This window comes from Sorangium sp. So ce321 (genome assembly GCF_051530195.1).
Classification (GTDB): Bacteria; Myxococcota_A; Polyangia; order Polyangiales; family Polyangiaceae; genus Sorangium.
The window spans coordinates 1,524,113-1,536,293 of record NZ_CP150329.1 but is presented as its reverse complement, the minus strand read 5'-3'; the positions used below and the strand labels follow the sequence as shown (position 1 = coordinate 1,536,293).

The following is a 12,181-nucleotide window of genomic DNA, read 5'->3' as shown; positions in this document are numbered from 1 at the left end:
GCGGTGAATCGACGTCGAGAGTCGATGAAGGGGCGATCTGCCCCTGACGTGATGTGTGCATCGCGCCGTCTTGCTTTGCCGGGCGAGAGCTTGCTTTACCGACATCAACTGCTCAACGAGCAGGGAGAACACCGATGGATGCCGAGATGATGGAACTGTTCACGACGGCCGGCGTGATCTGGACAGCCCAGGAGACAGGGCTGGTGGGCGCGCTCCGGTCGGGGCCGCGGCCGGCGGCGGCGTACGCCGAGGAGCTGGGCCTCGACCGCCGCGCCACGCAGCTGGTGCTCGAGACGCTCGTGGCGCTCGGCGTCGCCTGCCGCGAGGGGGACGCGTTCGAGGCGAGCCCGCGGGTGAAGTCGATGCGACGCCCTGAATGGCAGGGCAGCGTCCCCCTCGAGAACGTCTGGAGCCACGTGCCGGCCTTCGTCCGGACCGGCCAGCCCATCGCGCGCATGGACGGCGCGCCCGCCGAGCGCGAGGCGAGCTACCGCGGCGCCGTCTCCGGGCTGGCCGCGCTCGTCGCGCCGGTCGCGCGCGCTCTCGCCGCGAAGCTCCCGGCGGCGCCCCCGCGCGTGCTCGACGTGGGGTGCGGCGCGGGCGTCTGGGGCCTTTCGATCGCCGAGCGCTTCCCGGGCGCTCACGTGACCGGCCTTGATTTCCCTGCCGTCCTCGAGGCCTTCACGGCGCGGGCCGCGTCGCTGAACCTCACCGATCGCGTGGCGACGCTCCCTGGCGACATGCACGCTGTCCCGCTGCCCGCGTGCGGCTTCGATCTGGTGGTGATCGGCAACGTGCTCCGCCTGGAGCAGCCGGAGCGCGCCAGGGCGCTGCTCGCCCGGCTCGCGGCGGCGGTCGCCCCCGGCGGCGCGCTCCTGGTCGTGGACGCGCTCGCGGCCGGCACGCCCGAGCGCGAGCGCGCGCGGGCCCTCTATGCCCTCGGCCTCGCCTTGCGCACCGAGAGCGCGCGCGTGCACAGCCCCGCCGCGATCACGGCGTGGCTCGAGGAAGCGGGCCTCCGCGCGGTGACTCCCATCGATCCGGGCGATGGCGACGTGTCTCCGGGCCCCATCGGCGCCCTCCTGGCGAGGAGATGACCGATGTCGCCGGCGACGATCGTCCACCGCCTGAGCGAGCTGTCCCGGGCCGACCTGCCCACGGCCGGCGGCAAGGGCGCAAACCTCGGGGAAATGATCCGCCTCGGGCTCCCCGTCCCTCCCGGGTTCGTGGTGAGCACCCAGGCCTACGCGGAGCAAGCGCGCGCGTGGGGGCTCGCGGAGCGCCTGGGCGCGCAGCTCGCCGCCAGCGACGACAAGGCCGCGGCCTCGGCGGCGGAAGAGCTCTTCCGGAGCGGCGCCATGCTGGCCAGCGTCGAGGGCGCGATCCGCGCGGCCCACCGCGAGCTCGGCGCGGCCCGGGTGGCGGTCCGCTCCTCGGCGACCGCCGAAGATCTCGCCGACGCGTCGTTCGCCGGCCAGCAGGAGACGTTCCTCGACGTCGCCAGCGAGGACGAGGCGCTCGCCTCGGTCCGGAGGTGCTGGGCGTCGCTCTACAGCCCGAGAGCCCTGCACTACCGGCGCACGAGGGGCATCTCGCACCTCTCGGTCGAGATCGCCGTCGTCGTGCAGCAGATGGTGCCCGCGGAAGCCGCGGGGGTGCTCTTCACCGTCGATCCGGTGAAGCAGCGCTGGGACTGGATGCTCCTCTCCGCGGCGCCGGGCCTGGGAGAAGCCATCGTGTCGGGGCATCGTCGGGGCGACACGTACCGCATCCGCCGCGAGCCGCGCGGCGGGGGCGGCCCACAGGCAGGCTCGCCGGCGCAGCGAGGCGCCCTCGCGATCGTCGACAGGGACCTGGAGAGCCCCGGGCGTCCGGCGCTCGGGGACGCCGAGCTGCTCGAGCTGAGCCGCCTCGGCCTCTCGCTGGAAGCCCATTTCGGCTGCCCGCAAGACGTGGAGTTCGCCGTGGCCTCCGGGCGGGTCTTCCTCCTCCAGTCGCGGCCGATCACGACGCTGGGCGCCGCGGAGCTCGAGCCGATCGAGCCCGCCCCCACGGGCACGATGGACGAAGCCCTGGAGCGCTTCCCCATCGCCCCGAGGCCGCTCGATCGCTGGGCCATCAAGCACAACCTCAGGGCGTTCATCCATGCGCTCCGCCACATGGGCTTCGCCGTCTCCGACGCCGACGCGCAGGAGCCGCCGGCGCACGTGTGGCGAGAGACGCTCCTCCTGCCGAAGCTCCGGCCCACGGTCCGGCTCCTCGGCGCGCCGGCGAAGCTCGCGGCGTGCTTCAACCACGACCTGAGCGCCTGGTGGAACGGCGAGCCCCTGAGCCGGCTGCTCGCCGCGAGCCAGCCGGTCGACTGCACCCACCTGGGAGACGCCGAGCTCATCGAGCGCGCGGACCATGTCGCGGAGGTCTACGGCGACGTCATGGGCCAGCGGTTCGAGCGCGGCCCCAGCTTCATGCTGGGCACCGCCGCGCTCGGCCTCGCCGTGCGCCTCGCGGTGGGCAAAGCGCGCGCGCCCGCGTTGCTCGCGGATCTGCTCGGCGGGATCCACACCAGGACCTCGGCGGCGAATCGCGCGCTCTTCCGCGTGGCAAAGCAGGCGGAGAGCGCCGGACCCGACGTGGCCGACGCCATCCGGAGCGGGCGCACCGGGGATCTGCGGGCCACCGAGGCGGGGCGAGCTTGCCTCGCCGCGGTCGACGCCTTCCTCGACGAGTACGGACACCGCGAGGGCGTGGGCCCGTACCTCTCGACGCCGACCTGGAAGAACGATCCAGAGCCGGTCTGGTGCCTCCTCCGGAGCTTCATGGCCCTCTCCGAGCTTCCGGACGACGGCGGCGGCGCGCGTCGCGGGGCCGCCCTCCTGGAGATCGAGCGCCGGCTCCGCTGGGTGCCGGGCCTCGCCCGCGCCTTCCGCGCCCTGACCGAGCACGTCCGGGCCGCCACCGTCTTCCGGGAGGACAGCCATTTCGATTTGACCCGCCCGCTCTCTGCCATGCAAACCCTCGTCGCGGAGCTCGGCCGTCGCCTCCACGATCGCGGGCTCCTGCCGACCGCGACCGATGTCTTCCAGCTGAGCGAGCAGGAGGCCAAGGCATGGCTGCTGGGCCGAGCCCCCCCGAAGGAGGAGATCGAGGCGCTGCTCAAGCGGAGGCGGGCCACGTACCAGGTGGTCAACACCCGCTGGCAGAAGCAGCGCATGCAGGGGGGCGGCACGGGCGACGAGCTCCGGGGGACCGGCGCGTCGTCGGGCGTCGTCCGGGCCAGGGCGAGGCTCGTGCGTGGCGAGCACCAGTTCGATCGCCTGCGGCCGGGGGAGATCCTCGTCTGCTCCTACACCAACCCCTCGTGGACACCGCTCTTCGCGCTCGCGGCGGGCGTCGTGACCGACACCGGAGGCGCCGGCTCCCATGCGGCCATCGTCGCGCGCGAGTACGGGATCCCCGCGGTCATGGGCGCTTCCGGCGCGACGGAGCGCATCGCCGATGGCCAGCAGCTCCTGGTCGACGGCACAGAGGGCCTGGTGAGGCTCCTGCCAGGGAGCGATACGAGCGCGGCGACTGGCGTCCTGGCGCAGGCTTGAGCAGGCTTGAGCTGCATGTGAGCCGAGCCGGCGCCCGCGCCTCGCCGCGCGCGTCCCCCTGGCGGTGACGGCGCGGGCGCTGGCACAGCTCGGCGCACGCCACGTTGCGCCAGGAGTCGAGGCGACTGGGCTCCATGAGCTTTCTGCGCTGTCCAGGCGCCGGTCCGCGTGGCACGTCGCATGCTGACCGAGCCTGCATGACCGCTAGATCATCGTTCGACCGCCGCTCGCTTCGATCGCGCCGGGCGCGCGTGGGCGCAGGCCTGTTGTCGGTCGCCATGGGCGCCGGCTGCTCGGGCGAGCCGCCCGCCCCTCCGCCGGAGCCTTCGAGTTGCGACTTCGCGTCTTCGACGGCCGGCGCGGCCGGCGCGCCCGGCGCGAGCGACGCCAGCGGTGACCTGCGCATCAACGAGGTGATGACAGGCAACGACGGCGCCTGGGTCGATGAGAGCGGCGAGACGGACGATTTCGTCGAGCTGATCAACATGGGCCAGCGCCCGATCGATCTCGGGCAGTACTACCTGGGCGACAAGCTCGGCAAGGCGACGCGGCTGCCGACGCTGGCGCTCGGGCCGGGCCGCACGGTGCTGCTCTGGGCCGACGACACCCCGGACCAGGGCCCGCTGCACCTGCCGTTCAAGCTCTCGAACTCGGGCGCGCGCGTGCTGCTTTGGTCGGCGTCGTGCGAGCTCGCCGACGCGGTGGAGGTGCCGGAGCTGCCCCGCTCCGAGAGCTACGCGCGCCTGCCCGACGGCACGGGCGAGCTGTCGATCTGCCGCTACGCCACGCCCGAGCGCACGAACGGCGACAGCTGCGAGCCGCCGGAGCCGCCGAACCTCGACGACAGCATCCGCTTCGCGCCGTTCGCGTGGCCCGAGCCGTTCCCGGCCATCACCGGGCCGCTGGTCATCTCCGAGCTCGCCCTGCGGCCCGCGGGGTTCGTCGAGGTGGTGAACGCGAGCGGGGCGGCCGTGGCGCTCGACGACTTCGCGCTGCGCCTCTCGGCGCTGTCGCCCGGGCAAGGGCTGCCCGGCGCCGGCGCGGGCGTGCTGCTCGCGTGGCCGCAGCCCGGCATGACGCTCGCGCCCGGGGCGCGCGTGAGCGTCCCGGTGAGCGCGAGCGACACGGCCGCGATCGAGGCCTCGCCGGAGTTCGACGGCGTGGCCACGCTGTGGCGCGCGGGCCTGCCTGTGCCGAGCGATCGCATCGACTTCATGGCGTGGCCGGAGGGCGCGTCGCTGGCCCGCGTGCCCGACGCCACCGGGACGCCGCGCTTCTGCGACGCACCGAGCCCCGGCGCCCCGAACGCGGGCTGCGCCGCGCTGCCGGGGCGCCCGCTCGCGAGCGGGCGCGCGCACCGGCTGGACACGCCCGGCGACTTCGCCGAGCTGGCCAGGGGCGGCACCGAGGTCGGCGAGGCCGGCGTCAAGTTCGTTGTCGACATGGCGACGAACGACACGGTGCACCTGCTGAGCACGCGCGCGTGGGCGCTTCACTACACCTTCATCCGCGAGCAGATCGAGCGGCTGCCGCACCTCGATCGCTGCGACCCCGAGCAGGCCGCGGAGTTCAACGTCGGCTGGGGGCTGTTCAGCCAGAAGGAGTACTACCGCGCCGAGGGCCGCCGCTATCTCCTCGGCACGCTGGTGGAGCACACCAACGGCGCCAGGACGGTCGAGTTCGCGCCGGGCGACAAGATCGTCGGCGAGCAGATGCGGCGCGCTTTCTTCGCCGTGATGAAGGCGGTGCCCGACCCGCAGGCGTGGGCGATCCGAGCCACCGAGGGGCGCCAGATCGCCGAGCTGCGCGCGATCGAGGGGACCGCGCCCATGGTCGGGCCGAACGCGCCGTACAAGGGGCTCACCTACCAGCCGCTCAACCCGGCCGAGGGCTTCGGCACGCTGACGTTCGTCCCGGCGCGCGACCTGGAGACGGCCGAGCTCGGCCCGAACGTGATCGTCGTGACGGACGACGTGCCGAACGAGACGGCGTTCATGGGCGGCCTCATCACCGAGGCATTCCAGACGCCGCTGGCGCACGTGAACGTGCTGGCCCGCGGTCGGGGCACGCCGAACATGGCCCTGCGCGGCGCGCGCGGCGACGCGCGCCTCGAGGGCCTCTTCGGCAAGCTGGTGCGGCTCGAGGTGCGCGCCTCCGATTTCGACATCCGCGAGGCGACCGCGCAGGAGGCGGACGCTTACTGGGAGGCGCGCAAGCCCGAGGGCGAGCGGCTCGCGCCGGCGCTCGACCTCTCCGTGCGCGGGGTCGTCTCGCTCGACGCCGCGGACTACGCGTGGAGCGGCAGCATCGGCTCCAAGGCGGCGGGCATGGCCGAGCTGTACCGCGTGAGCGGCGTGGGGCCGTATTGCCCGCCCGACCTGCTGCCGCTGTACGTGCCGCCGGCGGCGTTCGCCGTCCCCTTCTCGCACTACATGGATCACTTCCAGGCGAGCGGCGCGGCGGAGCTCCTGGCCAAGCTCGAGCAGGACCCCGAGTTCCGCGCCGATCCGCGCGCGCACGCCGAGGGGCTCTCGCGGGTGCGCGAGCGGATGCTGAAGCACCCGGTGGACCGCGAGATCCTGCGCGAGATCACGGGCGCCATCGAGGAGCGCTTCGGCAAGGAGCGCGTGCGCCTGCGCAGCAGCAGCAACACCGAGGATCTGGCCACCTTCAACGGCGCGGGGCTGCACACGTCGACCAGCGGCGACCTGGAGGCCTCGTCGAGCTCGATCGAGGACGCGCTGCGCACGGTCTGGTCGAGCCTCTGGAACACGCGCGCTTACGACGAGCGCGAGTTCGGCCACGTGGAGCAGGCGCGCGCGGCCATGGCCGTGCTGGTGCACCAGGCGTGGCAATCGGAGCGCGCGCAGGGCGTGGCGATCAGCCGCAACGCGCTCGACGCGACCCGCGACAGCCAGTACTACATCAACGCGCAGATCGGGGAGGCGTCGGTCACCAACCCGGCGCCCGGCGTGACCAGCGACGAGCTCGTGTACACACCGCCGCCCCGCACGATCAAGGCGGACTACCATGCACGCTCGAGCCTGTCGCGCGGGCTCGACGTGCTGTCGTTCCCGGAGATCCAGCGGCTCGGCTGCGCGCTCGAGTCCATCCACGCGCACTACCGGCCGCTGGTGGACCCGGAGGGAGAGAACCGGCTCTATGCGATGCAGATCGAGTGGAAGCTGATCGGCCCGGAGCGCCGGCTGCTGGTCAAGCAGGCGCGCCCCTACAGCTTCGGCGCGCTCCAGGCGCCCGGCGACTGCCGCGAATACTAGCGTCTGCGGGTCTGTGCCGGCGCCGGCGCGGGCCGCCGACGGGGCGAGGGCTGCCGCCCCCGCGAGCCGATCGGAGCTCATCCGCCGGGGCGTCGGCCGCGTCCACTGAGACCTCGTCGCGGTCGTTCGCGATGAACTCACCGAGCAACCTCTCCGACTCGCCTGACTGGTAGTTGTTGGCGGTATCGATGAAGTTGCCGCCTGCAGCGCGATAGCCGTCGGCTGCTCGTCCATGATGACGCGGCGCACGTACGCGCTCCCGGCCGAACGCGAGCCGCCCGGCCGTTGGGTAGTCGGCCTTCGCAGAGGCTCCACCGCACGCCCGGCATCCACGGCGCGGACGGCTGACGACCCCAAGAAGGGGCCGATCGGCATCAGCCTGAGCGTGGCGACGCGCTACCACCACGTGCCCGTCGAGGTCCCGCACCTCGGCGTCCCGCCACCCACCCGGCAGCTTCCTCAATGCTTCCGCGGGAATAGCCCGCTCCCCGCCCACCTACCGGCGCAAGGCCCAGGGGCTCGTCTCGCTCGATCAACGTGATCGGTATTCTAGACGCTCAAAGACCACCTCACCCGGCCCGGAGCGACACGAGGCGGTTGTTGCGGAACTCGAGCAGGCGCGGAAACGTGCCGGGGCCGAGCAGATACGTCCACTCGTCGACGGTGACGAGCTCGCGACGGCCGTCCACGACGCGCTCTTCGTAGCGCATGGTCTGGTGCGAGGGCGCCCCGCACCGCGCCGCCACCTCGGATTTCGTCATGCCGAGCTCGACCAGACGGCCGCCGCAGCGCATGCCGTCGTGAGGCTGAGCTACCTCGTGGACCCGACCCGGCGCACGCGCGAGCGCACTCGTCGCTGCAGCAGCGACGAGCGGCGCGGCGAAGGCCGCGACCGCGAGGAGACCTACGAGAGGGGCACGACGACGCGGGGCTTCCATCGATGCGGTGTGTACGGCGCGAGGTCCCCGATCGCAATCCCGCTCGGGTGCGGGGCGAGCTGAGCCAGGGCCGCCGGAGCGCGAACGCGAGAGGGCGATCAGGAACTGAGCAGGCCGAGGGGCTCCAGCTCTCTTCGCATCAAGAACCACATGGCCTCCGCAGGGGCCGGCACCTTCGGCGTCACGATCCCCCGGCGCCTCACGGCGTCTCCTCGCGCCGCTTCTCGAGGACGACCTTGAGCGCGCGGGGGCCGTCGTCGCCCACGCGAGCACGTGGACGCAGCCGCCCGCTCCGCGGTCGCACTCGGCGCGGAGAGCCCCGGGCGCGAGGGTCAGCCGCGCCTCCGGCCTGACGAAGCCGGCGCCCGCGCGGTGCGACTCGAAGGGCCGCGGGTCGTCGAGGCGAAAAGCCGGGGAGCGCGGCGTCGAAGCGCAGCGCGGCGGCCCAGAGCGCCCGCTCGGGGCGCGGGGCCGCCGCGTCCGGCACACCCGCGCGCAGCTCGCAGAGCGGGTCTCGAAGGGCGCCGCCGGGGCTACGGGGGGACCGGCCTGGGTGTCACCGGGCATGACGGGCGGCGTGACGTCGTCGGTGCGAGGGCCCGGTTCAAGGGGTTCTGGAGGCACCAGCTCCATCAGGCGACGGACTTGGGTGGGACCGCGAGCGTCGTGATGGCTCGGTCCTGGTCGAAAGAGCGTGGTCCGGGCGGCGCCGCGCGCGCCAAGGGGCGCAGCGGCGTGCCGTGGGCACACGTGTCCGTCCGGGCGTTGGTCTGGCCCGGGAGGCGCGTCGCGAGACGCTCTACGGCGTCACCGAGCACCTTGCGGCGCACAACGGTGCTTTTCCAGTACGGTGGGCGCCGCGTTGACGCTGGGAGAGCGTGCTGGAACATCGGTCGGCTCGCCGAGCGCGCAGAGGAAGCGGACGATGTTCCGGGGCTCTGTGACCATGGCGACGAGCTTCATCCGCCCCTTGCAAGCTAGTCCCGTCAGCGAAGGCGCGCTTGAGCGACAGCCGCACCAGGCCGTCCTGCTGCGGCTCGACGCGCTCCTTTGCGATCGGGGATCGCAGCACGTAACGCAGCAGCGCCTCCCTCGCCGCGGCATGGTGCGCACCGGCGCGCGTCGCTGCGTGCAAGGTGAAGCCATCGAGCGCAGCGCACAGCGGCTTGTCGTACGCGAGCGCGGCGCAGCCCTGGCCCGGCACCGCCTGACGCGTCAGCCAATGTGCGTGTGGAGGAACTCGACCGTGCGCTGCCACGCGAGCGCGGCGCTCTTCGGCTCGAACTTGGACGAATCGGTCGAGCGCATGAACGCGTGGCCGGCGTCGTAGACGTAGAGATCCATCGCGCCTCCACCGGAGCGCGCCGCCTTCTGGATCTCTTCGGCTACGGAAGGGTTCGCCCAGTCGTCCACCTTGGCGTAGTGCCCGCAGATGGGCGTCTTCACCTCGGCGAACTCCTCCGGTGCGATCCGCGGAAGACCGTAGAACGGGACCGCCGCCTCCAGGGCCGGCCGCACGTAACGTGCCGCAGCGAGGGTGAGCGCGCCACCCAAGCAGAAGCCCGCGACCGCGACCCTCCCGTTGCACCGGGGATGCGAGCGCAGGTAGCCGACCGCGTGGCCGAGCTCACCTACGGCCTTCTGGAAGTCGAAGGCGCCGATCAGCTTCGCCGCCTCCTCGTCGTTCTCGGCGAGCTTGCCGTGATAGAGGTCGGGGGCGAGCGCGAGGAAGCCCGCCTGCGCGAACTGCTGGCAGTGCGCTCGCATCACCTCGTTGAGGCCGTGCCACTCGTGGACCACGACGAGCCCCCCGACCTTGCCCGAGCCAGGCGGCTCGGAGAGGGCGCCCTTCATCTGCCCCGCGTTCCCCAACGAAAACGTCACCATCGTCGTCATGTTGTCCTGCTCCTTTCGTCACTCACGTCTCTTCACCAGGGCACGGGGCCGCGCGCGTCGAAGAACCCGCCGGTCGGGCCGGCGTCGTCGAGGAGCGCGAGCCTCACGGACGCGCGGGCGCCTTCCTCGACGGTCTGCGTGCCGCGGTGGCCATTCAGGTCGGTCGCGGTGTAACCGGGGTCCGCGGCGTTGACCTTGATGCCCGTCGGGGCGAGCTCCTTCGCATACTGCACCGTCACCATGTTGAGCGCCGCCTTGGAGGCGGGGTACGCGATGGCGTTGAACGACGCGTACTCCCACGCTGGGTCGCCGTGGTTCGCGAGCCCGCCGAGCCCGCTCGACACCATGACGATGCGCGCCGCGGGCGACGCTCGTCGGAGCAGCGGGAGCATCGCATTCGTCACGGCGATGGCAGCGAAGACGTTGACCTCGAACACGTGGCGCACCTCGTCGAGTCGCGTCGCGCTCGGCGTGGAGCGGCCGAGGAGGATGCCCGCGTTGTTCACGAGGACATCCAGCCGCCCGAGGTCGCGCTCGATCGTGCGAGGCGCTTCGGCGACGCTCGCGGCGTCCGTCACGTCGAGCGCGATGAAGCGCGCGTCGATGCCTTCTCGGCGCAGCGCCGCAGCGGCTCGCGCGCCGCGCTCCTCGTCGCGTGCTCCGACGAGCACCGTCATGCCCGCGCGGCCGAGCTGGCGGGCGGTCTCGAGGCCGATCCCCTTGTTCGCGCCCGTGACGAGCGCTGTTCGCTGGACGTTCATGCCCTCCAGCTACGACCGAGCGTCCAGAGGAGATTGGGCGATCTTGGCTCGACGCGCGTCCTTGGGGAGCAGCCCGAGAGCGCCCTGGCGCCGAGAAGGGCCGCGCGGTATCGTCCTCGGCGTGGACCTCTCGGCGGCGCAGCGCGGGCGGAGCCGGATCGCATTCTCACGCCCGGCTGCGCTCCCCGGCCTCACCGTCGGGCAGTTCCGGAGCGACGGGCCCCTGTTCACCTGCGTGACGGACCGCTACGCCACCGCGCTCCACTTCAGTGGCCGCTCCGAGTGGTCGCTTCGAGGCGCGCGCTGGTCGAGCGGCCCGGGCACGATCGACGTGAAGGTCCCCGGAGAGGTCTTCGCAGAGCACGCCCGCCAAGGCCAGCGGCGGTTTCAAGTCGTGATCTTCGACGCGCGCATGGTCGACGAGGCGCGCGCGACGCTGGACTCTCCCGCGTCGCCCCCGACGGAGAACGCGCTCTGCGCGCACGACCCGCGCGCTGCACCGTTGGCGGCGTTGCATCGCTCGCTGCTTCGCGGCGACGCGACGCCTCTCGAGCTCGCGGGTGTGTCGTCCGAGGCGCTCGCCGCCCTGTGCGAGCTCACCACCATGCGCCGAGATCCGCCCCGTCCGCGCAGCGCGTGGACTCGCGCGGTGACGCGCGCGCGCGAGCTCCTCGATGCGCGGTTCACCGAATCGATCGCGCTCGACGAGCTCGCCGCCCACGCGCGACTCGACAAGTTCCGCCTCTGTCGTGCCTTCCGCGAGGAGGTCGGGCTTCCCCCGCACGCGTACGTGACCTACCGGCGCGTCGGCCTCGCAGGGGCGCTGCTCGCCCGGGGAGTCCCTCAGGCGGAGGTCGCTGCGCGCGTGGGGCTCTACGACCAGAGCCAGCTCCACCGGCATTTCAAGCGCATCGCCGGGGTGACGCCGGGGGCGTACGCCCGAGCCGCCCGCTGACTCTTTCTCCTCGACGCGCCTCGCCTACGCCTGCCGGATCAGCTTGTCGATCTCCGGCGGGATGCAGCCGTAGCCTTCGGCGGCGGCGAGCAAGGCGGCGTTGTGAGGCAGCCCGACGGCATCAAGGGGCGGCGACGTCGGCATCGAAGGGCGCCGCGAGGAGAGTGAAGAGGGCCTTCACGGAAAGCCGCGAGGCGGCCACTCACGGGAAAGGCTCGCACCGCGTGGCTTCGCTGCTCTCCTCGTCCTCGGCTGTCTCACCGTCGCCTGCGAAGACGCTGGCTCGAACGGCAACGGGCAACTGCGCGTTGCAGCACCTCATCCTCGAAAGTTGGAATACCGACCGGCCTCGTTTCCGAGCCAGACCCTTTCGGGATATGGACTCTGCGCACCGGCGGCGCACGGTACGTACCGGACTTCGTGCGTTCGAGAAGCGACCGGAGGTTGTCCTCCAGGTGTGCCGCATAGTCGTCCGCACTCCGTCCGTCCACGCCCATCGCGCCATCTTTGCGCGTCCTTCGGTGTGCCTCACGTAGCCATTCCAGGTCGATGTGATGAGCGAGCGTCGTGAGCGGCTGTTCGCGGAGTTGCCGCGCCAGCCCTGCTATCCGTTTGAGTCGCGTTGAGATGGGTACCAAGCCCGATGTCTCTTCCATCTTTCCCTCTTACGGTTCCGTGTCCCGGCGCGCCCTTCGCTCCACGGGGTCCCACGGCTCGGTTCCCCCGATTCGTCGCTACTATGGCGCGCTCCGACGTCCCG

The 12,181-nt window shown here is 72.4% G+C and carries 8 protein-coding genes; 4 read left to right on the top strand and 4 right to left on the bottom strand.

What is annotated here, in order from left to right; genetic code table 11:
- Positions 1-146: 146 nt before the first annotated feature.
- The 3 genes from WME89_RS06005 to WME89_RS05995 all read left to right on the top strand — a co-directional run bounded on the left by WME89_RS06005 (position 147) and on the right by WME89_RS05995 (position 6,871).
- Positions 147-1,097, top strand: a complete 951-nt coding sequence (locus tag WME89_RS06005) for a methyltransferase (RefSeq protein ID WP_438008278.1) — start codon at positions 147-149, stop codon at positions 1,095-1,097.
- A 3-nt stretch (positions 1,098-1,100) separates the two neighbouring features.
- Positions 1,101-3,593, top strand: a complete 2,493-nt coding sequence (locus WME89_RS06000; protein ID WP_438008277.1) for a PEP/pyruvate-binding domain-containing protein — start codon at positions 1,101-1,103, stop codon at positions 3,591-3,593.
- Between the two features lie 197 nt (positions 3,594-3,790).
- Positions 3,791-6,871, top strand: a complete 3,081-nt coding sequence (locus WME89_RS05995; protein ID WP_438008276.1) for a PEP/pyruvate-binding domain-containing protein — start codon at positions 3,791-3,793, stop codon at positions 6,869-6,871.
- Here the strand turns inward: WME89_RS05995 and WME89_RS05990 are convergent.
- From WME89_RS05990 to WME89_RS05975, 4 genes are all read right to left on the bottom strand, one after another.
- Positions 6,807-7,274 carry an aldo/keto reductase gene (locus WME89_RS05990; RefSeq protein WP_438011903.1) on the bottom strand — a complete coding sequence of 156 codons (468 nt, stop codon included), beginning with the start codon at positions 7,272-7,274 and terminating at the stop codon, positions 6,807-6,809. The two genes, WME89_RS05995 and WME89_RS05990, sit on opposite strands and share 65 nt — an antisense overlap.
- Positions 7,275-7,440: 166 nt before the next feature.
- Positions 7,441-7,665 (bottom strand): DUF2845 domain-containing protein, encoded by a 225-nt coding sequence (locus tag WME89_RS05985; protein ID WP_438008275.1) that lies wholly within the window; start codon positions 7,663-7,665, stop codon positions 7,441-7,443.
- Between the two features lie 1,359 nt (positions 7,666-9,024).
- Positions 9,025-9,705 (bottom strand): dienelactone hydrolase family protein, encoded by a 681-nt coding sequence (locus WME89_RS05980; RefSeq protein WP_437537058.1) that lies wholly within the window; start codon positions 9,703-9,705, stop codon positions 9,025-9,027.
- A gap of 32 nt (positions 9,706-9,737) precedes the next feature.
- Entirely contained in the window at positions 9,738-10,466 is a 729-nt protein-coding gene (locus WME89_RS05975) for an SDR family oxidoreductase (RefSeq protein ID WP_437981147.1), read from the bottom strand.
- Positions 10,467-10,587: 121 nt separating this feature from the next.
- Between WME89_RS05975 and WME89_RS05970 the strand changes: the two genes are divergently transcribed.
- Positions 10,588-11,421, top strand: coding sequence for a helix-turn-helix transcriptional regulator (locus WME89_RS05970; protein ID WP_438008274.1), 834 nt, complete (start codon positions 10,588-10,590; stop codon positions 11,419-11,421).
- Positions 11,422-12,181 lie beyond the last annotated feature (760 nt).